23 protein-coding genes are annotated in these 23511 nt (G+C 62.1%); 14 read left to right on the top strand and 9 right to left on the bottom strand.

The window, feature by feature from the left end; translation table 11 throughout:
* Window positions 1–3: 3 nt before the first annotated feature.
* The 6 genes from JQ575_RS07865 to JQ575_RS07840 all read right to left on the bottom strand — a co-directional run bounded on the left by JQ575_RS07865 (window position 4) and on the right by JQ575_RS07840 (window position 4469).
* Complete coding sequence (locus JQ575_RS07865) at window positions 4–441, bottom strand: hypothetical protein (protein WP_212032659.1); 438 nt, start codon at window positions 439–441, stop codon at window positions 4–6.
* A gap of 19 nt (window positions 442–460) precedes the next feature.
* Complete coding sequence (locus JQ575_RS07860) at window positions 461–814, bottom strand: nuclear transport factor 2 family protein (protein ID WP_212032826.1); 354 nt, start codon at window positions 812–814, stop codon at window positions 461–463.
* Between the two features lie 94 nt (window positions 815–908).
* Window positions 909–1379, bottom strand: coding sequence for a MarR family winged helix-turn-helix transcriptional regulator (locus JQ575_RS07855; protein WP_212032658.1), 471 nt, complete (start codon window positions 1377–1379; stop codon window positions 909–911).
* A 31-nt stretch (window positions 1380–1410) separates the two neighbouring features.
* The gene (locus JQ575_RS07850; RefSeq protein WP_212032657.1) at window positions 1411–3021 is read right to left on the bottom strand and encodes an acyl-CoA synthetase; all 1611 of its coding nucleotides are present in this window, start codon (window positions 3019–3021) and stop codon (window positions 1411–1413) included.
* A gap of 173 nt (window positions 3022–3194) precedes the next feature.
* The gene (locus tag JQ575_RS07845) at window positions 3195–3650 is read right to left on the bottom strand and encodes a GatB/YqeY domain-containing protein (protein ID WP_192736730.1); all 456 of its coding nucleotides are present in this window, start codon (window positions 3648–3650) and stop codon (window positions 3195–3197) included.
* A gap of 120 nt (window positions 3651–3770) precedes the next feature.
* Window positions 3771–4469 (bottom strand): alpha/beta fold hydrolase, encoded by a 699-nt coding sequence (locus JQ575_RS07840; RefSeq protein ID WP_212032656.1) that lies wholly within the window; start codon window positions 4467–4469, stop codon window positions 3771–3773.
* A 222-nt stretch (window positions 4470–4691) separates the two neighbouring features.
* On the opposite strand from JQ575_RS07840, the gene carA reads away from it, so the two are divergent.
* The 7 genes from carA to JQ575_RS07805 all read left to right on the top strand — a co-directional run bounded on the left by carA (window position 4692) and on the right by JQ575_RS07805 (window position 12574).
* Window positions 4692–5882 carry a glutamine-hydrolyzing carbamoyl-phosphate synthase small subunit gene (gene carA, locus JQ575_RS07835; protein ID WP_212032655.1) on the top strand — a complete coding sequence of 397 codons (1191 nt, stop codon included), beginning with the start codon at window positions 4692–4694 and terminating at the stop codon, window positions 5880–5882.
* 209 nt (window positions 5883–6091) lie between these two features.
* Window positions 6092–6586 carry a PaaI family thioesterase gene (locus JQ575_RS07830; RefSeq protein ID WP_212032654.1) on the top strand — a complete coding sequence of 165 codons (495 nt, stop codon included), beginning with the start codon at window positions 6092–6094 and terminating at the stop codon, window positions 6584–6586.
* Window positions 6587–6654: 68 nt separating this feature from the next.
* The gene (locus JQ575_RS07825; RefSeq protein ID WP_212032653.1) at window positions 6655–7182 is read left to right on the top strand and encodes a hypothetical protein; all 528 of its coding nucleotides are present in this window, start codon (window positions 6655–6657) and stop codon (window positions 7180–7182) included.
* Window positions 7183–7395: 213 nt separating this feature from the next.
* Window positions 7396–8628, top strand: a complete 1233-nt coding sequence (locus JQ575_RS07820) for a M4 family metallopeptidase (RefSeq protein WP_212032652.1) — start codon at window positions 7396–7398, stop codon at window positions 8626–8628.
* 55 nt (window positions 8629–8683) lie between these two features.
* Window positions 8684–8983: a protealysin inhibitor emfourin gene (locus tag JQ575_RS07815; protein ID WP_212032651.1), complete on the top strand. Its 300-nt coding sequence runs from the start codon at window positions 8684–8686 to the stop codon at window positions 8981–8983.
* A 614-nt stretch (window positions 8984–9597) separates the two neighbouring features.
* Window positions 9598–11052 carry a DUF1254 domain-containing protein gene (locus JQ575_RS07810; protein WP_212032650.1) on the top strand — a complete coding sequence of 485 codons (1455 nt, stop codon included), beginning with the start codon at window positions 9598–9600 and terminating at the stop codon, window positions 11050–11052.
* 79 nt (window positions 11053–11131) lie between these two features.
* Complete coding sequence (locus JQ575_RS07805; protein ID WP_212032649.1) at window positions 11132–12574, top strand: DUF1254 domain-containing protein; 1443 nt, start codon at window positions 11132–11134, stop codon at window positions 12572–12574.
* 94 nt (window positions 12575–12668) lie between these two features.
* On the opposite strand, the gene JQ575_RS07800 is transcribed toward JQ575_RS07805, so the two are convergent.
* A complete protein-coding gene (locus JQ575_RS07800; protein ID WP_212032648.1) occupies window positions 12669–12971 on the bottom strand; it encodes a hypothetical protein in 303 nt (100 codons plus the stop codon).
* 248 nt (window positions 12972–13219) lie between these two features.
* On the opposite strand from JQ575_RS07800, the gene JQ575_RS07795 reads away from it, so the two are divergent.
* The gene (locus JQ575_RS07795; RefSeq protein WP_212032647.1) at window positions 13220–14317 is read left to right on the top strand and encodes a mandelate racemase/muconate lactonizing enzyme family protein; all 1098 of its coding nucleotides are present in this window, start codon (window positions 13220–13222) and stop codon (window positions 14315–14317) included.
* Between the two features lie 166 nt (window positions 14318–14483).
* On the opposite strand, the gene JQ575_RS07790 is transcribed toward JQ575_RS07795, so the two are convergent.
* Window positions 14484–15014 carry a Dps family protein gene (locus JQ575_RS07790; RefSeq protein ID WP_212032646.1) on the bottom strand — a complete coding sequence of 177 codons (531 nt, stop codon included), beginning with the start codon at window positions 15012–15014 and terminating at the stop codon, window positions 14484–14486.
* Window positions 15015–15138: 124 nt separating this feature from the next.
* Here JQ575_RS07790 and JQ575_RS07785 point away from each other — a divergent pair, with 124 nt between their 5' ends.
* From JQ575_RS07785 to JQ575_RS07765, 5 genes are all read left to right on the top strand, one after another.
* Window positions 15139–15840 (top strand): class I SAM-dependent methyltransferase, encoded by a 702-nt coding sequence (locus JQ575_RS07785; protein WP_212032825.1) that lies wholly within the window; start codon window positions 15139–15141, stop codon window positions 15838–15840.
* A gap of 457 nt (window positions 15841–16297) precedes the next feature.
* Window positions 16298–19762, top strand: a complete 3465-nt coding sequence (gene carB / locus JQ575_RS07780; RefSeq protein ID WP_212032645.1) for a carbamoyl-phosphate synthase large subunit — start codon at window positions 16298–16300, stop codon at window positions 19760–19762.
* A 224-nt stretch (window positions 19763–19986) separates the two neighbouring features.
* Window positions 19987–20460, top strand: a complete 474-nt coding sequence (greA, locus tag JQ575_RS07775) for a transcription elongation factor GreA (RefSeq protein WP_192736743.1) — start codon at window positions 19987–19989, stop codon at window positions 20458–20460.
* A gap of 81 nt (window positions 20461–20541) precedes the next feature.
* Window positions 20542–20820, top strand: a complete 279-nt coding sequence (locus JQ575_RS07770; protein WP_249166513.1) for a hypothetical protein — start codon at window positions 20542–20544, stop codon at window positions 20818–20820.
* Between the two features lie 297 nt (window positions 20821–21117).
* A complete protein-coding gene (locus tag JQ575_RS07765; RefSeq protein WP_212032644.1) occupies window positions 21118–21537 on the top strand; it encodes a DoxX family protein in 420 nt (139 codons plus the stop codon).
* Window positions 21538–21731: 194 nt separating this feature from the next.
* Here the strand turns inward: JQ575_RS07765 and JQ575_RS07760 are convergent, their stop codons facing one another.
* Window positions 21732–22211 carry an Lrp/AsnC family transcriptional regulator gene (locus JQ575_RS07760; protein ID WP_192736745.1) on the bottom strand — a complete coding sequence of 160 codons (480 nt, stop codon included), beginning with the start codon at window positions 22209–22211 and terminating at the stop codon, window positions 21732–21734.
* A 310-nt stretch (window positions 22212–22521) separates the two neighbouring features.
* Here JQ575_RS07760 and trxB point away from each other — a divergent pair, with 310 nt between their 5' ends.
* Complete coding sequence (gene trxB / locus JQ575_RS07755) at window positions 22522–23487, top strand: thioredoxin-disulfide reductase (RefSeq protein ID WP_212032643.1); 966 nt, start codon at window positions 22522–22524, stop codon at window positions 23485–23487.
* The last annotated feature ends 24 nt before the right edge of the window (window positions 23488–23511 follow it).

Raw genomic sequence — 23511 nt, 5'->3', positions numbered from 1 at the left:
CGATCAGGACGACAGCAGCAGGAAGACCACGACAAGGTTTGCCACGAACAGTGTTGCGTCGATGACAAAGATCCGGAGCATCGGGCCCTTCAACACGGGCCAGTATGCGACCCCGACTCGCCCCCCACGCATCAGGACCGGAAGGTTATAGGCGAACTGACTGAAGTGACACGCGGCAAAGAACAGGAATAACGCAAGCTGCGCGTCGGTGGCCCCAAAGAAGGGCGGCCGGGCCAAGAGATACAGCGACAGCAGGCCGATCGGCAGATTGATCCCGCCCAGGAACGCCACGCTGGCCGACAAGGTCGGCGCGATCGGATTTCCCCGCTCTTCCCGCGGCACCAGTATTTTCAGCGTATTGCTCTGGGCAATGCTGAACTGGATGAAGGCGCCGCCGAACCAGAGTGTGTTGAGAAGCAGAACGAAATCCGAAAATCGCATCGTTACTTTCCGTACATGGCTATTTTCCGTAGAAGGCCTCGCTGCGCACCACACGGCCCGCAGCGTCGAAGTCCATGAATTCGCTGGCGCGCGTCTCGCCCAGTTGCCACCAGACCGTCAGGCGTGCGATCGCGTCGTCCCAGCTCCAGCTCAGGATTTTAAGGTCCGCGCTCTCGATGTGTCCGTAGGCCTTGCGCCAGTAGTCACGAATGTTTTCGGCGCCCGCGACCACAGGGGAATCCGTCAGTTTGATCGCCAAAGGGGAGCGCATCTCCGCGTTCTCGGCAAAGTGCGAGACGACGGCGTCGATATCAACCTTGCACCAGTTTGCGCACCACGCCTCGACAAAGCGTCCGGCGGCTGCCCGGTCCATCGTCTGTTTGCTCAAGCTCCCGCACCTCCCCGGCATCACTGCAGAGAAAGTTGTCACGGCACGGCTTTCAAGTCAACTATGTTGACCTTAGAAATCAATTGCTGTCAGCGATGGCCCCCATGACGGCCATCCACGCCGCAGCGCCACGGGGTCCGACACGATCAAACGCCTCGCTCACGACCTTGCGCTCGTAGTCTGATGCCCGTTGTTCCGTGCGTTTTCCTGCTTCCGTCAGCCGCAGCAATTTGGAGCGATGCTGCTCGGGCGACCGCCTCGATGTCAGCATTTTGCGCTCCAGCAGCAGGTTGAGCGGCCGGTTCAAGGCTTGTTTGGATATGCCGAGAATTTCGATCAGCGAACCGATCGAGACGTCGGGCTGCCTGGCCACCACATAGAGAATGCGGTGGTGCGGGCGCGACAGGCCAAGGGTCGCAAGATACTGATCGGCGGAAAGCGTCATCCCGCGCCAGCCGTAATACATCAGCTCCAGCGCCGCATCCAAATCATGGAGCTTCTTGATCGAGGCGCGGTGCAAGCCCGCAGCGTGAGGCACAGTTTTTTGCATTTTCCTACCGCATGGAATTGACCGAACAGATTTACCCCAGCGCCCTTAGTTCGCGTCGCAGTACCTTGCCGGTCGCGGTCATCGGGAGGCTTTCCGCGAACTGCACGAAGCGCGGATATTCGTGGGCGGCGAGTTGCACCTTGACGAATTCCTGGATCTCGCGCGCCAGCGCGTCGCTGGGCGCAAAGCCCGGACGCAGCACGATCCAGGCCTTGATCGATTCGGTACGGATCGGATCGGGAATACCGACCACCGCCGACATCGCCACCGCCGGGTGCTTCATCAAGGTGTGCTCGATCTCCGACGGCCCGACGCGATAGCCGGCCGTGGTGATGACGTCGTCCTCGCGGCTGACATACCAGAAGTAACCGTCCTCATCCTGCACGCCGAGATCGCCGGTCAGCAGAAACTCGCCGGCATACTTCTTCGCCGTCGCTTCCGGATTGCGCCAATATTCGATCATGGTGCAGGGACAAGGCTGGCGAACGCCGATGACGCCGCGGGTGCCACGCGGCAGCTCCTCGCCCTGGTCGTTGACGATGCGCACGTCAAAACCGGGCGTCGCCCGGCCCATCGAACCCGGCCGGATCGGAAACAGTTTTGAATTGCTGCCGATGACGAGATTGCATTCGGTCTGGCCGAACACTTCATGGGCATCGACGCCGAAGGTCGCGCGCACCCAGTCCAGCAGTTCGCCGCCGAGCGACTCGCCGCCGGTGAAGATGCTGCGAAGATTTACGCCCGCGTTCTTCACGCCGGCCTGCCGCATCAGCTTCAGCGCGGTCGGCGGCAGGAACACGTTGCGGATGCCGTGCTCGGCCATGACCGCCATCGCCGCCTGCGGTTCGAATTTGCGGGCGCGGTGACCGACCAGCGGCACGCCGTGATACCAGAAGGCAAACAGGCCGTTGATCAGGCCCCCGATCCACGCCCAGTCCGCCGGCGTCCACATCAGGTCGCCGGGTTTCGGAATGAAGTCGTGGCACATCTCGACATTGGGCAGATGGCCGAGCACGACGCGGTGCGCGTGCAGCGCGCCCTTGGGATTTCCCGTGGTGCCCGAGGTGTAGATGATCAGGCCGGAATCGTCGGCCGACGTATCGACGGTCGCAAAGTCAGGTGATGCGGCTTTCAACGAAGACCAGAACGGCTTGGTGCCCGTGGGCGCGCGATCGCCGATCACATAGATGGTCTTCAGCTCGGGCAGGCGGCCGCGGATTTTTGCGAGCTTGTCCCAGCCGGCCTCGTCGGTGATGACAGCCCTGGCCTCGGAGTTACCGAGACGAAACTCCAGCGCGTCCTCGCCGAACAGCGCGAACAGGGGGATAGAGATCAGGCCGGAGCGAAACGCCGCCAGATGCGCGATCGGCAATTCCAGCGATTGCGACAGGAACACCGCGACGCGGTCGCCGCGGATGAGGCCATCGGCTTTCAGCACATTGGCGAAGCGGCGCGACATGTCAGCGACCTCGTCGAACGAGGTTCGCGTCGCGGTGCCGTCCTCGTCGATATAGATCAGCGCAAGGCGGCCGGAGCCATCGGCATGGCGGTCGCAGCACCCGGTCGCGATGTTGAACCGCGCCGGGATGTCCCAGCGGAAGTTCTTGTAGAGCTCGTCGTAGGTTTTGGCTTCCGTGAGCATGGGGAGAGCGGCCCTCGAATTTTTCGGGTTTGTCGTCCCGGCCTTGAGCCGGGACCCATACTCCGCGGCAGTTGTTGTTGGACAAGAAAGACAATGACCAGCGCGTAAAAACAATTACCGCCGGTGGCTATGGGTCCCGGCCTTCGCCGGGACGACAGCAATCTAGATCCCACTCACCCCGCCAGCGCCGCCTTCACCAATCCGCTGGCTTTGCCGAAATCCATCTGGCCGGCGTATTTCGCCTTCAGCACCGCGATCACCTTGCCCATGTCCTTCATGCCCGCGGCGCCGGTTTCAGTGACCGCGGCCGATATCGCCGCCTTGACGTCGTCCTCCGACATCTGCTTCGGCAAATAAGCGGAAATCACCGCGATCTCCTCGCGCTCCTGCGCGGCAAGTTCGGCGCGGCCGCCCTTGTCGTAGAGTTCGACGGATTCCTGGCGCTGCTTGATCATCTTCTGGAACACGCCGAGCAGGTCGGCATCGCTGAGCGGCGGCTTGCCCTCCCCGCGTGCGGCGATGTCGGCGTTCTTGATGGTTGAATTGACCATCCGCAGCGTGGACAGCTTGCGCTCGTCCTTGGCCCGCATCGCGTCCTTGACCGCATTGTTGATGTCGTCGCGCAGCATTTTCGTATCCTTTGGCTTTCAGAGTCCTGATCTAGGCGCTTCGCGCCGGCAGAACAACCATAGCGTTTTCGAGCGAAGTGGAGACCGGTTCGCGTCAAGAAAACGCGTCAAAACAAGAATCTAGCGCAACCATTCCGTCAGCGCGTCGGCGGTCTCCTGCGGCGCTTCCACCGGTGGCAGGTGACCGCAATTGGCCAGCACCACCAGTTTGGCCCCGGGAATGCCGCTCGCCATCTCCATCGAGAGCGAGTTCGGGATGGTGTTGTCCTGGTCGCCGGTCAGCACCAGCGTCGGACATCTGATCCACGCCAGCGTGGGGCGCGAATCCGGCCGGCCGATCACGGCGGTCTGCTGGCGGACAAACGCCTCCGGCCCGATATCGTCGCCCATGTCATGGACAAGCTGGCGCAACGCGGCATCGCCCTGCCGCGACGGGTGCACGAAGCCGGGAAACAGCTCGTCGAGCACGGCGCGGTATTCGCCGCCTTTGGCACGGGCGATCATGCCCTGGCGGCGGGTCGTCGCCTCGCCGGTGTCGGGCCGCGCCTGGGTGTTGATCAGCGCCAGCTTCGCCACCCGCTCCGGCGCCTGCCGCATGATCTCGAAGGCGATGTAGCCGCCCATGGAATGCCCGGCGAGCGCAAAGCGCGGCGGCGCCTCGGCCAGAATCCGCCGCGCGATCGCGCCCATATTGTCGTCGCGCTTGTGGTTGGCGACCGTCACCGGCCCGAGCTGCCACAGGGCCGGCAGCACGGGCCCAAAGAGCCGCGGCGAGCACGCGAGACCCGGAACGAGCAGGATCGGCATCGTATTGTCCATGCGGACTCCTGATTGGGCGCTTTGGGGTGAAAAGCGGCCCTAGCTTCTTGTTTTGACGCGTTTTCTTGACGCGAACCGGCGTCCACTTCGCTCGAAAACGCTATGAAATGGGAACTCCAGATTAGGCTGGTGGCACAGCCTGTCAAATATGCAGTGAAACGCGTGTGAATCCGCGTTTTTGGGGGTTCACGCGGCGGGGTACGCCGACTATGTAATGCGCTCATGACAATCCCTGAAAACTCGTCAGCCTGGCCGGACCTCAAACCGACCGCGCTCCTCGTGCTCGCCGATGGCACCGTGCTGGAAGGCTTTGGCCTCGGCGCGGAAGGCCAGGCCGTTGGCGAAGTCTGCTTCAACACCGCGATGACCGGTTATGAGGAGATCCTCACCGATCCCTCCTATGCCGGGCAGCTCATCACCTTCACCTTCCCGCATATCGGCAACGTCGGCACCAACGACGAGGATATCGAGACGGTGAACATGGCGGCGACGCCGGGTGCGCGCGGCGTGATCCTGCGCTCCGCCATCACCGATCCCTCGAACTACCGCTCGGCAAAACATCTCGACGGATGGCTGAAGGCGCGCGGCATCATCGGCCTTTCCGGCATCGACACCCGCGCCCTGACCGCGCTGATCCGCTCCAAGGGCATGCCCAATGCCGTGATCGCGCACGCCAAGGACGGCAAGTTCGACCTGCACGGCCTCAAGGAAGAAGCGCGCGAATGGCCCGGCCTCGAAGGCATGGACCTGGTGCCGATGGTGACTTCCAGCCAGCGCTTCACCTGGGACGAGACGCCATGGGGCTGGGAAAAGGGCTTTGGCCGCCAGACCGCGCCCGAATTCAACGTGGTCGCGATCGACTACGGCATCAAGCGCAACATCCTGCGGCTGCTCGCCGGCGAAGGCTGCAAGATCACCGTGGTGCCGGCGACGACATCAGCCGAAGACATTCTGGCGATGAAGCCGGACGGCGTGTTTCTCTCCAACGGCCCCGGCGATCCCGCCGAGACCGGCAAATACGCGGTGCCTGTGATCAAGCAGGTGATCGATTCGGGCACGCCGACCTTCGGCATCTGCCTCGGCCATCAGATGCTGGGCCTCGCCGTCGGCGCCAGGACCAAGAAGATGCATCAGGGCCATCACGGCGCCAATCATCCGGTCAAGGACGAGACCACCGGCAAGGTGGAAATCACGTCCATGAACCACGGCTTTGCGGTGGACGAAAAGACGCTGCCGAAGGGAGCCACCCAAACCCACATCTCGCTGTTCGACGGCTCCAATTGCGGCATCCAGCTTGACGGCAAGCCGGTATTCTCGGTGCAGTATCACCCGGAAGCCTCACCCGGCCCGCGCGATTCGCACTACCTGTTCAAGCGGTTCGCGGATTTGATGCGGGCGAACAACAAGGCGTAAGCCGCCACCGTCATTGCCGGGCAAAGCCGTCTGAAGGACGGCGTCGCTTCCGCTCGCCTAGGACCCGGCAATCCATGCTCTTTGAAGATCGATGGATGCCCGGATCAAGTCCGGGCATGACAATCTGTCGTCCGCATATGACAATCTGTCACTGGATTGCCGTCCAAAGTCTTAGTATGATGTCGGTAATATTAAACAGGAACCTCCTCATGGACACCGCCCCCGCCCCCAAGGTCGAATACGGCGTGACGCCGACCAGCGTGATGGCGTCGATGACCGGTCTCGAATTCGTCCGCGCGATCTTCGAGGGCAAACTGCCGGCGCCGCCGATCATGGAGAATGTCGAGCCGTTCGCTTCCACCGCCGAGAACGGCGTGGTGACCTTTCACAGCGTGCCGGGCTTCCGGCACTACAACCCGATCGGCTCGGTGCATGGCGGCTACGCCGCGATCCTGCTGGATTCCGCGATGGGCCTCGCCGTCCACACCACGCTGCCGGCCGGCACCGGCTACACCACGCTGGAATTCAAGATTTCCTTCATCAAGGGCATGACCAAGGATACCGGCCCTGTGAAGTCGGAGGGCCGCACGCTCAGCGTCGGCCGCCGCACCGCCACCGCGGAGGCGCGCATCACCGATTCCAAGGGCCGCCTGCTCGCCCACGCCACCACGACCTGCCTGGTGTTTGAAATCCCGAAAGCATGAGCCAGGGGAACGCGAGGCCCTGACAGCGGTTGAATCCCGACATATGGTGTGTACGCGGGAGAACGATCATGTCCGTCGTCAGCGAAGACCTTCAGCCGCTCACCTTCGACTTCGTCGATGACGGCCTGGTGCCGAACAGCAAGATGCCGTTCCTGGTCTACAAGCGCGCGATCGACGTCGACAACGACCATCCCGAAAAAACCATCGAGGGCCTGTTCGGCGCCAATGGCTGGGGCGCGATGTGGCGCAACGGCGTCTATGATTATCTGCACTACCACGCCACCGTGCACGAAGTGCTCGGGGTCGCCCGCGGCAACGCCATCGTGCGGTTCGGCGGCGACAATGGCACCGACCTCGCGATCGCGGCCGGTGACGTCGCGATCCTGCCCGCCGGCACCGGCCATCAATGCCTGTCGTCGAGCGCTGATTTTTCCGTCGTCGGCGCCTATCCGCCCGGCCCGCCCGCCGAAATCACGCGCGCAACGCCGGAGAACCGCGCGAAGGCGCTGAAGACGATCCCGGAAGTGAAGCTGCCGAAGACCGATCCTGTGATGGGCGCGGACGGTCCGCTCGTGAAACTGTGGAAGCGTGGCTGACAGTTCGGTTCGAACGGGATTGCGACGAGGGCGCGCAAGAGCCATTGACGCGGTTACGGAAACGAGACTGACCCTTCGGCTCAAGTATTTTTGAATCCGTGTGAGCATTTGGGCTTGACGCTTTCTACCTTGGGTAGATAGTCGCGAAATTATCGTTTCCTTACGCCCGCGCCCATTCGTTTCGACATTATGTAAATTAGATGGAGGGTCGCCATGTTCACGAACCAATGTCGCTGCATCAACTGCATTACCCCGCCTCACATCCTGAAGAAGCTGCTCGAAAATCCGGAGCGCAGGATTCGCGATGCTGCGCTACGAACGCTGCTATCGACCTCACGCCTGCGCGGCGAGCGAGCTGTAAGGGGGCTCCTTGCGTCCGCCTTGGCGACCTCAACGCATGGCCGACGCACGGTCTTCGACTGCAGCAACAGCACCAGTCTTTCGTTGGCAACGGTTGCACGGACCGAGGATGGTCCCGCCTCGGCGGACAACTCGGTAAATAACGCATTCGAAGGCCTCGGAAGTACCCGCGATTTCTACAAGGAGGTGCTCGATAGGGACTCGATTGACGGACAAGGCATGCGCCTGAATGGCTACGTTCATTTCGGCGCGGACTTCAATAATGCGTTCTGGAACGGTAGCCGGATGGTTTTCGGCGACGGCGACGGCGTGCTATTCACCGACTTCACCAGATCCCTCGACGTCATCGCCCACGAGCTGACGCACGGGGTCACCGAGTTCACGGCCGGACTGGAATATGAAAATCAGTCAGGTGCGCTGAACGAGTCGATGTCCGACGTCTTCGGCTCGCTGGTCAAGCAGTGGGCGCGCAAGGAGACATCCGACCAGGCCGACTGGCTGATCGGCGCAGAGATTTTCACACCTGAAATCGACGCGGATGCCCTGCGATCGATGAAGGCGCCGGGAACGGCTTTCAACAACTCGCTGTTCGGACGCGATCCACAGCCCGATCACATGAGCAAGTTTGTGATGCTGCCTAACACCGATGACGGCGACAATGGCGGCGTCCACATCAATTCTGGGATTCCGAACAAGGCGTTCTATCTTACCGCGATGGGCATCGGCGGACACGCCTGGGAAGCGCCGGGACACATCTGGTACGCCGCTCTGAAGGCATCTTCGCAATTCACCAATTTCCAGGAGTTCGCAGATCTGACCCACGTCACTGCCGGCCAGCTCTACGGGCCGCAGAGCGCGGAGCAACAGGCCGTGGTGTCTGCTTGGAAAGATGTCGGCATCCGCATCAGCGGCATTCAGGCATTGGCTGCAGTGACCAGCCGGATGCGCTACCAACCGGCCGCGGCAGCCTCCAATGGACGCCACGACGATTCGGCGGAGATGGTGCGGAAGATCGAGCAGCTCTCGGGCCAGCTATCGAAGCTGACGAAGGAGGTCGCAGGCCTGAAACCCAAGCCGCATCATTAGCGGTGGCGGGATGCGAGCATTGTCTTGGGCCTGACCGCCGCCTAGATAGGTAGGCATGAAAGTTACGCTTGCCCAACACGGCGGTCAGGCGGCGGGGATCAATCTGCGCCGCCCGCCCAAGATCGTAGACTCGGCAGCTTTGGACGAGTCCCAGGCTTCCGAGCTCGAAAGGCTCGCGGCGGCCGCGACCTCAACACCTGCGCCCGTACGTTCCGGACGAGCGCGGGACGAGATGAGCTATACCATCACCATCGAGGATGACGGACGCGAAACCGTGCTCTCGCAGTCCGATACCGCGATGTCGGCCGAGTTCGGCAAGCTGCTGGCCTGGCTGCAGCGCCAATCCGGCAAATAACGCTGAAGACGATTCCAAACGTGAAGCTGCCGAAGGCCGATCCGGTGATGGGAGCGAATGGTCCGCTGGTAAAACTGTGGAAGCGGGGCTGACACTTCAGTTCGCGTGCGCTTGCGACGATTTGTCCCGTCACGTCAGGGCATCGACTCACCTGTATCAGTTGCTTGGCACAAACTGCATACGCGGCGCGCGATCATTCGAGAACGTGAATAATTTTGCGAGAACAAACGCTGACGACGCAGCGACGGTCGCAAACAACCAGCGCGTTGCGCGAAACGGAATTTGAAGACGTCACCTGCAACGCGAACATGCAAAGGATGGCGCAGCGACCGCGACTGTTCCTGATGAGCCGTCTGTGATAAAGTACTCTTCGTCGAAGGCCCGCATGACAGGCAGGTGAAGCGGCCCTTGAAGCGACATTCACAAGCGACATCCGTAAAGTCAGCCTAATCGAATCTACTTTTATCGACCCTGTTTCGATTCCGCGTACGCTGGGGCGTTTATGCGGCCGGTGCGGCATGTTCTCACGACAGCAGAATCCCGCAGGAGGACACGGCGCAAGCAGCGACGGCGAACATCAAGAGACTGCACACATCAGACGAGGAGGATTCGACATGCTTCGAGGAATTCTGACGCTGACATTGTCTCTCTGCCTTGGCGCAGCCGCTGCGCCACGTGCGCTGGCCCAGGCGGCGGCGCCCGTCACCGAACAGGAGGCGCACGCCATCGCGGTGGACGCCTATGTGTATTTTTACTCCATCATGTCGATGGACATATCCCGCAAGCAATTCACCAACGGCACCACCGATTTCAGGGGCCCGATGAACACCTTCGTCAACGTGGCCGAATACCCGCCGGCGGATTTCAAGGGTGTCGTACGCTCCAACTTCGACACGCTGTATTCCGTCTCCTGGCTCGACATGACCAAGGAGCCTGTCGTCATCTCGGCGCCCGATACCGATGGACGTTACTATTTGCTGCCGATGCTCGACATGTGGACCGATGTCTTTGCGTCGCCGGGCTGGCGAACCACCGGCACCAAGGCCGCGACATTCCTGGTGGCACCGGCAAGCTGGCGGCCAGATCTGCGCGACAGGTTCGCCGAGGAGTTCAAGCTTCCAAAGGACACCCAGCGCATCGACGCGCCGACGCCTTACGTCTGGCTGATCGGCCGGACCAAGACCGACGGACCGCCGGACTATGACGCGGTCCGCAAGATTCAGGCCGGCTACAAGGTCGCGCTGCTTTCCGAGTATGGCAAAACGCCAAAACCGGTCGAATTCAAGCCGGACCCCAGTGTCGACATGAAGACGCCGCCGAAGACGCAAGTCGATACGATGTCGGCCGGCGTGTATTTCGCCAATGCAGCCGAATTGCTCAAGCTGCATCCGCCGCACGTCACCGACGAGCCGATCATCGCGCAGATGAAGAAAATCGGCATCGAGCCCGGCAAGAGCTTTGACATCGGCAAGCTCGACCCCGCCGTGCAAAGGGCGCTGGAAACCGCACCGCAGGACGCGCAGAAGCTGATGGCCTGGAAGCTGCCGACACTGGCGCGGGTTGCCAACGGCTGGTCGATGAACACCGACACGGTGGGCGTCTACGGCAACTACTACCTGAAGCGGGCCATTCTCGCGCAGCAAGGGCTTGGCGCGAACGTGGTCGAGGATGCCATCTATCCGCTCAATCTCGCCGACGAATCCGGCAAGCCGCTGGATGGCGCCAACAAATACACCGTCACCTTCGAGAAGGGGGCCACGCCACCCGTCAATGCGTTCTGGTCGATCACGCTCTACGATCAGGACGGATTCCAGGTCGGCAACACCCTGAACCGCTTTGCGGTGAGCAGCTGGATGCCGTTCAAGTACAACGCGGATGGTTCGCTCGATCTCTATTTCCAGAACGCGAGCCCCGGCAAAGACCTCGAAGCCAACTGGCTTCCCGCACCGAAGGCGCCGTTCAATCTGACGATGCGGCTGTACGCGCCGAAGTCGGAGGCGCTGACCGGAAAATGGAATCCGCCGCCGGTCGCGAAGTCGCAGACAACGGTCGGTATATCGGCCCAGTGAAGGCTGACGGCACGCCGGCGCTCGTGCGCCGGCGTGCAATCGCGCGAACGTGAAATATCCCAAAAGAGGAGCCAGCATCATGTTGACGAAACGCGATCTCCTTCGTTCCGCCGCACTTGCTGCGATGACAATTGCGACAACAACGCCTGTCCCGGCGAACGCGCAGGCTAAAGCCGAATGGCCTGACATCCGCGAGGCCAAGGCCATCGCCGAGGAAGGCTTCATCTACGGACTGCCGATCGTGATGAACTACGCGGTCATGTACGAATATTCGGTCGACAGGAATTCGGAGCAATTCAAGGCGCCATTCAATCAGATCAAAAACGAGGCGCGCGTCTTTACCTACAAGGACACATCGATCGTCACCCCCAACAGCGACACGCCCTATTCCTTCCTCTGGATGGATTTGCGCGCGGAGCCGATGGTGCTGTCGGTGCCGGCGGTGGAAAAGGGCCGCTACTACGCGGTGCAGCTCGAAGACGGCAATACCTACAATTACGGCTACATCGGCAGCCGCGCCACCGGCACTGAGCCCGGCGACTATATGGTCGTTGGCCCGGACTGGAACGGCACGACGCCTCCGGGCGTCAAGAAGGTATTTCGATCCACGACACAGTTTTCCGTGGCGGGCTATCGCACCCAGTTGTTCGGTGCGGACGACATGCCCAACGTCGAGAAGGTCCAGGCGGGTTACAAGGCGCAGCCGCTCTCGGCCTATCTGAAGCAACCAATGACGACCGCCTCGTCAGCAATAGACTTCCCCAAGGTCGACAAGGAACTGGTGAAGAAGAACTTCTTTGAATACCTCGACTTTTCCCTGCAGTTTGCGCCAGCCACTCCGGAGGAGAAGGAAATTCGTGCCAAGCTCGCGCGCATTGGCGTCGGTGCCGGCAAGACCTTTGAATTCAAGGACCTGCCGATCGCACACAAACTTGAAATCGGCCTTGGCATGAAGGACGGCGAGGAAAAGGTCGACAAGTACCTCGAGGACGGCTTCAAAATCGTCAACGGTTGGAAAATCGGATCTTTCTTCGGAGACCGGGCTTTTTTCAGCGGCGACTGGTTGAGGCGGGCGGCTGGCGCCAAGGGCGGCATCTATGGCAACGACGCCGCGGAGGCCGTGTACCCCTTTACCAAGAACCTGGCCAACGGCGATGTGCTCGATGGCTCGAAGCACAAATACACGATCACCTTCCCCGCCGGACAACTTCCGCCGGTGGAAGCATTCTGGTCAGTGACCATGTACGACGGCAAGAGCCAGTTGCTGATCGAAAACCCGATCAACCGGTATCTGATCAACTCACCGATGCTGCCAGGCATGAAGCAGAATGCGGACGGGTCCCTCACGCTGCATGTTCAAAAGGACTCCCCCGGCACGGACAAGGACTCCAACTGGTTGCCAGCGCCGAACGGTCCGATCTATCTGGTGATGCGGCTCTACTGGCCGAAGACCGAAGCGCCGTCCGTCTTGCCTCCGGGCGATGGCACCTGGAAGCCGCCGGCGATCATGGTGGCGAACTAGCACCCGACCGGCCGCCGTCACCACCGTGGTGACGGCGGCCGCAGCATCGATGCGAATCGAGGGTTGATCAATCCGATCGCCACGAAGTGACGGATCAACGCGCCCACTGACCCATCTGGAGGCAGGTCTGCAGGCTGACGTAACTTGGCGTGCCGCCAATGCTCTCCTGCGAGACACAGCTCGCGCGGCTGGATGCAGGGAATTTGGACCACTGGCTTCCGAGCTGCTGGCGCGCTTTCTGTTCATCGCTGATGCAGGTCTTGAGCGACTGATCGACGGTGAGTCCGGCGGTAGCGGCAATGTCGAGCTTGCAGTTTCGCGTGATATCGAACTTCGGCACGCCGTCAGCGACGGGCATAACCAGTTGCGAACCCAATACGATCATAGAGACGGACATAGGCATTTCCGACCTCCTGCTACTCTGGCTCGCTTGCATCGTAGCGCAAGCCGGCCGGACCGCTAGTAATATTTGGCTACTGTAGCGTGCGCAGGGTGAGCACAACCAACGGGTCGCGCGAACGCGCGTCGCGTCCCCGCATTGGAGGCATGACGCACGGCGCTGGATCAGCGCCGCCGTTATGTGATTGACTTTCCCCTGCCCGAGATCAGACCAACATGATCCGGGCCAGCACAGGGAAACGTCCGATGACAGCCAACCCAGACATGACCATCCGTGACATCCGCGTGACGATGCTGCGCCTGCCCTGGGCCGACGATCCCTGGCTGAAGGGGGCCGCGCTGGGCCCGACGCGCGACATCCTGATCTGCGAGGTCGAGACCGCAGGCGGTGTCACCGGCATGGGCTATCTGTTCGTGTTCCGCCCGGGGATCAAGTCGATCGCGGCCTGCCTCGACGAGTGCATCATCCCCCGCGTGAAGGGCAAGGATGCCACCGCGATCGAGGCGATCTGGCGCGATCTGTGGACGGCGACGATGACCTATGGCCGTGGCGGCATCGCCGCGATGGCGATGTCGGCGATCGACATCGCGCTGTGGGATGCGGTCGGCAAGCGCGCCGGCCTGCCGCTGCACCGGCTGTGGGGCCATTATCGCTCGGAAATCCCGATCTACGGCTCGGGTTGTTTCCGCGGCGCGGGCGGCGACGGCATGATCGAGAAGGCGCTGCGCTTCGTCAAACAGGGCTACAAGGCGATCAAGATGCAGGTCGCGCATGTTCACACACCCGCGCAGGACCTCGACAATGTACGCCGCATGCGCGAGGCGCTCGGGCCCGACATCGACATCATGATCGACGTCAACATGGGCTGGAGCGCCGATGTCGCGATCGAGATGGGACGCAAATTCGAAAAATACGATATCTACTGGCTCGAGGAGCCGGTGCCGGCCGACGATTTCGCCGGCTACCAGCGCATCGCCGCAGCGCTCGACATGCGCGTGGTCGGCGGCGAGACTCATTTCACGCGCTACGATCTGCGGCCGTTCTTTATGAATCCCTGCCTGCCGATCCTGCAGCCCGACCCGATGCGCGGCGGCATGACGGACCTGCGCAAGATCGCGGCGCTGGCGGACACGTTTGGCATCACCATCGCGCCGCATCTGTTTCCCGAACTCAACGTGCACCTCCTGGCCTCGATCCCGAACGGCATCTGGTGCGAGAACATGGGGCTGATCGACGACCTCTGGGTCGATCCGCCCGAGATTGCCAACGGCATGATCACCGCGCCGGAGCGGCCCGGACACGGGCTGCAATTCAAGGAAGAGGTGATGAAGTTCAGGATTTAGCGGCGTCTCACTTCCTTCTCCCCTTGTGGGAGAAGGTGGCGCGCGAAGCGCGACGGATGAGGGGTTCTATCCTCATCGCAAGTCTTACAGTGAGGAGAGAACCCCTCACCCGTCGCCTCACTGCGTGAGGCGCCACCCTCTCCCACAAGGGGCGAGGGAAGAAAGATCACGCCGCGTTGGCGCTTTCCTGGCGGCTGGCTTCGAACAGGAACCAGGTGCGGCGCTCGGTCTCGTCGACGAACAATTCGAGCAACTGCGCGGTGCCGGTATCTTCGTGGTCGTCGCAAAGCTTGTGGGCTTTGCGCATGGCAGCCGCCATGTGCTTGTTGTCCTCCATCAATTCGCGCAGCATTTCGCGCGGCGGGACGTAAGCCTCGTTGTTGTCCTGAATGGTCTGCAGCTTTGCGATCTGCCCGATCGAGCGCAGCGTGACGCCGCCAAGCTTGCGCACCCGCTCGGCTAGCTGGTCGGTGGTACCGAAGATCGCTTCCGCCTGCTCGTCCAGCATCAGATGGTAGTCGCGGAAATGCCGGCCGGAGACGTGCCAGTGGAAATTCTTGGTCTTCATGTAGAGCGCGAAGGCGTCGGCCAGCAGCACGTTGAGCGACGCCGAAATCTTGTCCACCGCAGCCTGCGGCAGATCGGTCGGCGTATCGAGTTCGGGGGATACTTTTTCGGATTTGTTGGCTTTGCTCACGTTGAACCTTCCTGTTAGGAAACCGGACAGCGGTGGCATTGGACATTGGCCGCCGAACACCCTAACGCATCACTTTCCCGGCGGTTCCTTGCCGGAAACCCCTGTTTTGCCGGACGCAGCCCCGATGGACGAATGGATCGACTATTACGATTCCACGCATACGATCTATGCGAGCAAGCTGCACCGGGACCTGCATTTCCAGATCATCGCGCGCGACATCATCGGCTACATCTCATCGCCTGACGCCGTCGTGCTGGACTATGCCTGCGGCGAGGCGCTGTCGGCGGCCAGGGTGGCGGACGCCTGCGCAAAACTCTATCTCGCCGAACCCGCCCCCGGCGTGCGCGGCCGGCTGATCGCGCGCTTTGCGCCGAACACCAAAATCCGCGTCCGTTCGCTCGATGAGCTCCGGAGTATGGAGGCGCACTCGGTCGATCTCGTCGTCATGAACTCGGTGGCGCAATACATGACGCCGCAAGAGCTGGATTCCGCATTCGCGGTTATTCGCCGGCTGCTGAAGCCGAGCGGGCGGCTGGTGCTGGGCGATATCCTGCGGCCCGAGGTCGGCATGGGGCGAGACGTGCTGGCGCTGTTGAGATTCGCAAGCACCCACGGCTTCCTGACGGACGCGCTCTACGGCCTCGCCTCGACCGCGCTGTCGGACTACCGGCAATTGCGCACCCGCGTCGGCCTGCAACGCTACAGCGAAAGCGAGATGATCGAAAAACTCGGCCGCGCCGGCTTCGCCGCTTCGCGCGCCCCCGACAATATCGGCCATAATCCCTGGCGGATGACCTTCGTGGCGCACCATCCCATGGCGCGATAGCGCCTTTTGAAGCGGTTTTTCGCGATTGCCAGCCGGTTAGGGTTAATCAAAGGTAAACATGGCTCACCGGCCCGTGATCGGTAATGATCGCCTTGGCCCGGTGGCGGAAGCGACAACGCGAGAACGGTGCATCGTTCTTTATCCTGGTTCAAATCCAGGCCGGGCCTCCAGCCTTCGCTTGCTGCGCAAGCTACGGCTCGGCAAGCCCCGTCGTAGCGAAGGCTGCCGCGGCGTAGCCCGAAGGGCGAAGACGGGCCTCAGCCAGCCTTCCCCCTCACACCAAGCCGCAGCCAAATTCCCGCAAAATGCCGGTTGATGGCCCGTTTTTGGGGGTTTCGCGGGTGCGGAATCTGGTCTAAAGACCACCCGCGCGCGAGGGTAACCCGCGCTCTTGGCTTAGGGGACGCGCAGCATGCGCGCCCTTTTTTTGTGCCAAAATTCCAGTCCGCGAGACCTGATGCCCAAAAGAACCGACATCTCCACCATCCTGATCATCGGCGCCGGCCCCATCGTGATCGGCCAGGCCTGCGAATTCGACTATTCAGGCACCCAGGCGGTGAAGGCGCTTAAGGAAGAAGGCTACCGCGTCGTCCTGGTCAATTCCAATCCGGCGACGATCATGACCGACCCGGAACTGGCCGATGCCACCTATATCGAGCCAATCACGCCGGAAATCGTCGGCAAGATCATCGAAAAGGAACGCCACGTCATTCCCGGCGGCTTTGCGCTGCTGCCGACCATGGGCGGCCAGACCGCGCTGAATTGCGCGCTATCGCTCCGCCGCCAGGGCACACTCGACAAGTTCGACGTCGAAATGATCGGCGCAACCGCTGATGCCATCGACAAGGCCGAGGACCGCCAGCTGTTCCGCGAGGCCATGACCAAGATCGGGCTGGAGACGCCAAAATCGCGGCTGGCCAACGCCTCGGCGCTGAAGAAGTCCTACCGCGACAAATACCTCGCCGAGCGGGAGAAACTGTCGGGCGATGCGCTGGAAGAACTCGAGCGGCAGTGGACGCTTGGTGAAAACGAACGCCGCAAGCGCTATCAGGAGCACGCGTTCGGCGAGGCGCTGATGGCGCTGTCCGAAATCGGCTTGCCTGCGATTATCCGGCCCTCCTTCACGATGGGCGGCACCGGCGGCGGCATTGCCTACAACAAGGAAGAATTCCTCGACATCATCGAGCGTGGGCTCGACGCCTCTCCGACCAACGAAGTGCTGATCGAGGAAAGCGTGCTCGGCTGGAAAGAGTACGAGATGGAGGTGGTGCGCGATAAAAAGGACAATTGCATCATCATCTGCTCGATCGAGAACCTCGATCCGATGGGCGTGCACACCGGCGATTCCATCACCATCGCGCCGGCCCTGACGCTGACCGACAAGGAATACCAGATCATGCGCGACGCCTCGCTGGCGGTGCTGCGCGAGATCGGGGTCGAGACCGGTGGCTCCAACGTGCAGTTCGGCATCAACCCGGCCGACGGCCGCATGGTCGTGATCGAGATGAACCCGCGCGTGTCGCGCTCTTCCGCCCTTGCCTCGAAGGCCACCGGCTTTCCGATTGCAAAGGTCGCGGCCAAGCTCGCGGTCGGCTACACGCTGGATGAGATCGCCAACGACATCACCGGTGGCGCCACGCCGGCCTCGTTCGAGCCGACCATCGATTACGTCGTCGTCAAGATACCGCGCTTTGCGTTCGAGAAATTCCCCGGCGCCTCCCACACGCTGACCACGTCGATGAAGTCGGTCGGCGAAGTGATGGCGATCGGCCGCACTTTCCAGGAGAGCCTGCAGAAGGCGCTGCGCGGGCTCGAGACCGGGCTCACCGGCCTCGATGAAATCGAGATCGAGGACCTCGGCCGCGGCGACGACAAGAACGCGGTCCGCGCCGCCTTGGGCACGCCGACGCCGAACCGCATCCTGCAGGTCGCCCAGGCGATGCGGCTCGGCTGGTCCAACGAAGAGATCTTCAATTCCTGCAAGATCGATCCCTGGTTCCTCGCCGAGATGCGCGGCATCGTCGACATGGAAAGCAAGATCAAGGCGAACGGCCTGCCCGGCAACGCGTTCGGCATGCGGACGCTGAAAGCGATGGGCTTTTCCGACGCACGGCTCGCCGTGCTTGCAGAGGCCACCGAGGCCGAAGTGACCGCCAAACGCCACGCGCTCGGGGTTCGTCCGGTGTTCAAGCGCATCGACACCTGTGCGGCGGAGTTCGCCTCGCCGACCGCTTACATGTACTCAACCTATGAATCGCCTTTTGCCGGAAATCTTGCCGACGAGAGCGCGCCGTCCGACAAGAAGAAGGTCATCATCCTCGGCGGCGGGCCGAACCGGATCGGCCAGGGCATCGAGTTCGACTATTGCTGCTGCCACGCCTGCTTTGCGCTGCATGACGCCGGCTACGAGACCATCATGGTCAACTGCAATCCGGAAACCGTCTCGACCGATTACGACACCGCGGACCGGCTGTACTTCGAGCCGCTCACCGCCGAGGACGTGCTTGAAATCATCGCCACCGAACGGACCAACGGCACGCTGCACGGCGTGATCGTGCAGTTCGGCGGCCAGACCCCGCTGAAACTGGCGCGCGCGCTGGAGGCCGCCGACGTGCCGATCCTCGGCACCTCGCCCGACGCCATCGACCTTGCCGAAGACCGCGACCGCTTCAAGCGCGTGCTCGACAAGCTAAGGTTAAAGCAGCCCAAGAACGGCATCGCCTATTCGGTCGAGCAGGCGCGGCTGGTGGCGGCCGATCTCGGCCTGCCGCTGGTGGTGCGTCCGTCCTATGTGCTGGGCGGCCGCGCGATGCAGATCATCCGCGAGGAAGAGCAGCTCAACAATTATCTGCTCGGCACGCTGCCCGAGCTGGTGCCGGCCGACGTCAAGGCGCGCTATCCCAACGACAAGACCGGGCAGATCAACACCGTGCTCGGCAAGAACCCGCTGCTGTTCGACCGCTATCTTTCCGACGCCACCGAGATCGACGTCGACTGCCTGTGCGACGGCAAGGACACGTTCGTCGTCGGCATCATGGAGCATATCGAGGAAGCCGGCATTCACTCCGGCGATTCCGCCTGTTCGCTGCCGCCGCATTCGCTGGATGGTGCGATGATCACTGAGCTCGAACGGCAGACCCGCGAACTCGCGCTCGGCCTCGACGTGGTCGGCCTGATGAACGTGCAGTACGCCATCAAGGACGGCGACATCTACGTGCTCGAGGTCAACCCGCGGGCGTCGCGCACCGTGCCGTTCGTCGCCAAGGTGGTCGGCACGCCGGTGGCGAAGATCGCGGCGAGGATCATGGCCGGCGAGAAGCTTGCGGACTTCAACCTGAAGAAACGCAAGCTCGGCCATGTCGGCGTCAAGGAATCGGTATTCCCGTTCGCGCGCTTCCCCGGCGTCGATACCGTGCTCGGTCCGGAGATGCGCTCGACCGGCGAAGTGATGGGCATCGACCGTTCGTTCGAGGTCGCCTTCGCCAAGAGCCAGCTCGGCGGCGGCACCCGCGTGCCGCGCAAGGGCACCGTGTTCGTCTCGGTGCGCGAGAGCGACAAGACCCGCATCGCGGACGCCGTGCGGCTGCTGCATTCGCTCGGCTTCAGGGTGATGGCCACATCGGGCACCCAGCGCTTCCTCACCGATTCCGGCATACCCACCGAAAAAGTGAACAAGGTGCTGGAGGGCCGGCCGCACATCGTCGACGCCATCACCAATGGCGACATCCAGCTCGTCTTCAACACCACCGAGGGGCCGCAGGCGCTGGCCGACAGCCGTTCGTTGCGACGGGCTGCCCTCTTGCATAAAGTGCCATATTACACCACTCTTTCGGGTGCTGTGGCGGCCGCACAGGGCATCCGCGCCTATCTGGGCGGAGACCTTGAGGTCCGCACGCTGCAGAGTTACTTTTCCGAAAACTGATCGTTCGCCGGGCCAAATTGCCCGCTAAACGATTGGCAACAAAGCCGTATGGCTGGAACCCACCGCTCGTTTGGAAGTTGTATCGGCCCTTGACGGGGCCGAAAATTAATAGGCTGGCGGGCTCGCGTTTCGGGCCCGAAAGGCTCCGAATCGAAATCGAAAGACTGCTTCGTGCGCGCAACTTCTCAAGGAGCGGCTCGCACGGGCGAAGGACGGAAAAGATGATGGAAAAGGTTCCGATGACCGCCGGCGGGTATGCCGCCCTCGAGGTCGAGTTGAAGAAGCGCCAGTCGGAAGACCGGCCGCGCATCATCGAGCACATCGCCGAGGCGCGCTCGCATGGCGACCTTTCGGAGAACGCGGAATATCACGCCGCCAAGGAAGAGCAGTCGCATAATGAAGGCCGCATCGCCGAGATCGAAGACAAGCTCGCGCGCGCCGACATCATCGACATTTCAAAGCTCTCCGGCGACACCATCATGTTCGGCGCCACCGTCACGCTGGTCGACGAGGACACCGAGAAGAAAGCGGTGTGGCAGATCGTCGGCGAGCCGGAGGCCGATGCCAAGAAGGGCCGCATCTCCATCACCTCGCCGCTGGCCCGCGCGTTGATCGGCAAGAAAAAGGGCACCACCGTCGAGGTCATGGCGCCCGGCGGCGCCAAGGCCTACGAGATCACCAAGGTCGAGTGGCGCTAGGCTAAAGTCAGGTTTGCCCCGGCGGGCACTGCCCGCCGGTCCGGGGCCGGTACATGCGTTCATCGCCTTGAGGAAGATGGCATGCGGCCAGACCACAATCTCGTTGCGTGCCTCGCTTTCGCACTGACGAGCGTGATCGCCGGATGCAACATCGCGGCCGCGGCCGAGCTTGCGATTCCGCCGCGCAAAGCGCCCAAAGACACCGGCAATTTTTCGTTGCAATCCGGTCCACCGAACTGCGGCCGCTGGACCGACGGCTGCGTCAACTGCACGCGCGGCGCCAAGGATGAGCCCGCGACTTGCTCCAACATCGGCTTTGCCTGTCAGCCCAAAGCCATCCGCTGCCTCGGCGCGCAGTGATTCCAGTGCGGCTTCCTGCTTGGGTTGGATGGCCTCGTAGTTCGCGACGCACCGCCTCGCCGCTCCCCACCATGAGGGTCTCCGACCTCAGATCGCTGAACCGGAGTACGCTGTAGCGGCAGAGTGCCGCAGCGAAGTCACCTGGAAGTAACCTCGCGCAAGACGCGGCAAACACGCAGCGCTCCGCATAATTCCTTTGCTGCTCGCCAAAACGTCATCGGATTCCGGCCGCCGCGCGCTTTTCCTCCAGGCCGCGACACGATACCAAGTGGAACTCGATCCAACTTGGGGGACTACATGGACGCAATCGACAATGCACTTGCGAAATTTCAGCCGGTGGCGCTGAGCCTGTTTCGTTTCATCACCGGGCTTTTGCTGTTTCAGTACGGCATCGCCAAGCTCTTCAAATATCCGCCCGTACCGATGTTCGCCAAGGTCGAGCTGATGTCGCTTTACGGCGCGGCCGGCACGCTCGAACTTGTGTTGGGCGGGCTATTGATGATCGGCCTGTTCACGCGCCTCTCCGCGTTCATCCTGTCGGGCGAAATGGCGTTCGCCTATTTCATGGGCCACATGTTCAAGGATGCCGCCAAGCCGGTGTTCCTGCCACTCCTCAATGGCGGTACCGCCGCGATCCTGTTCTGCTTCGCCTGTCTCTATCTGTCGACGGCCGGCGGCGGACCGCTCAGCGTCGACGCAGCGCGCGGGAAGCGTTGAGCGTTACCCACGTCATTGCGAGCGTCGCTTGAATTGATCTCGTCATTCCGCAATGCTCCGAAGGAGCAGATCGCAGGTACGCAATTGCGCACCTGGGAATCTCGAGATCCCGGGTTCGCCTCGCGCCCCCAGATGCGCAATATCGGGGGTTCGATGCTTTGCATCGCCCCGGGATGACGGGATAACGCGCAGCGTTATCCCGTCACCTTCAAATCGAGCGGCACCGCCGCCTCGTATTTCGAATTGTGCAGCACCAGCGACGTCCTGACATTGCGCACATGGGGCGCCGACGTCAGATGGGTGACGAAATCCTGGAACGTCGCCATGTCGGGCGCCACGCATTTCAGGATGAAATCGACCTCCCCCGACAGCATCCAGCATTCGCGCACCAGGGGCTCGGCGCGGACAAATTCCTCGAAGGCGCGCAAGTCCGCTTCGGCCTGGCTCGACAGGTGCACGGAGGCAAACACGGTGACGTCGAAGCCGAGCCGGCGCGGATCCAGCATGCCGCGGTAGCCCTGGATGTAGCCTTCTTCCTCCAGCGTCCTGACCCGGCGCAGGCAAGGCGGCGGCGAGATGCCGACCCGTTTGGCCAGTTCGACGTTGGTGATTCGGCCATCGGCCTGGATTTCGGAAAGAATTCTAAGGTCGATTTCGTCGAGATTCTTCGACACGCGGTCCGGTTCCTTTGGGTTCCCTAGGTTCTTTGGGGCTGGCTGGGCTTGGGAAGGTGTTTGCCGGCAACACTCTTAGCGCAGCTGCCATCGATTGCGCAATTTTATTGCGCGTGCACTGCGCCATTTTGCGTGAATCGGGAGAAAATACCGCAGTTCCGGGGAAAATTCGCTTATTTGAATTGCAAATCTTGCATGGCTACCCAGATATCATAGACTTGGATTTGACACTTTTAGCGCCGCGCGACGCATTTCCCGGCGCTTCCCGCACAAGTCCTCATCAAAATCCTCCAAAGAGAGGGAATCGCCGATGCCCGCGCCTATCCATGCCAAGGTCGTCATTATCGGTTCCGGCCCCGCCGGGTACACCGCAGCGATCTACGCCGCGCGGGCGATGCTTGAGCCGGTGCTGATCCAGGGCATCCAGCCCGGCGGCCAGCTCACCATCACCACCGACGTGGAAAACTATCCGGGCTTTGCGGATGTCATCCAGGGTCCTTGGCTGATGGAGCAGATGGAAAAACAGGCGGCCCATGTCGGCACCAAGCTCGTCACCGATCTCGTCACCAAACTCGACACCACGCAGCGGCCGTTCCGCCTGACCTGCGACAGCGGCGATGTCTATCTCGCCGAAACCGTGATCCTTGCCACCGGCGCGCAGGCGCGCTGGCTCGGCATGCCATCGGAAGAGAAGTTCAAGGGCTTTGGCGTTTCGGCCTGCGCGACCTGCGACGGCTTCTTCTATCGCGGCAAGGAAGTCATGGTGGTCGGCGGCGGCAACACCGCGGTCGAGGAAGCGCTGTTCCTCACCAACTTCGCCTCGCAAGTCACCATCGTGCACCGCCGCGATCATTTCCGCGCCGAGCGCATCCTGCAGGATCGCCTGTTCAAGAACCCGAAGATCAAGGTGGTCTGGGACAGTGCAATCGACGAAATCTGCGGCACCGACAATCCGGGCAAGGTCACCCATGTGCGCCTGAAGAACGTCAAGAGCGGCGCGCTGACGGAGGTGCCCGCTGACGGCGTCTTCATCGCCATCGGCCACGCGCCGGCAACCGAACTCGTCGCCGGCCAGGTCAAGCTGAAACCCTCCGGCTATGTCGAGGTAGCGCCGAACTCGACGGCGACGTCGGTGCCCGGCCTGTTCGCCGCCGGCGACGTCGCGGACGAAACCTGGCGGCAGGCGGTCACGGCCGCCGGCCTTGGTTGTATGGCGGCCCTCGAGGCCGAGCGCTTTCTCGCCTTGCGTGCGAGTGATCGGGCGGCAGCAGAATGATTACGCGTCGAACACGGGACGGAT

Source organism: Bradyrhizobium sp. JYMT SZCCT0428 (assembly GCF_018131075.1).
Taxonomy (GTDB): domain Bacteria; phylum Pseudomonadota; class Alphaproteobacteria; order Rhizobiales; family Xanthobacteraceae; genus Bradyrhizobium.
Note: the sequence above shows the minus strand (reverse complement) of the source record. Positions and strands in the feature narration are given on the sequence as shown.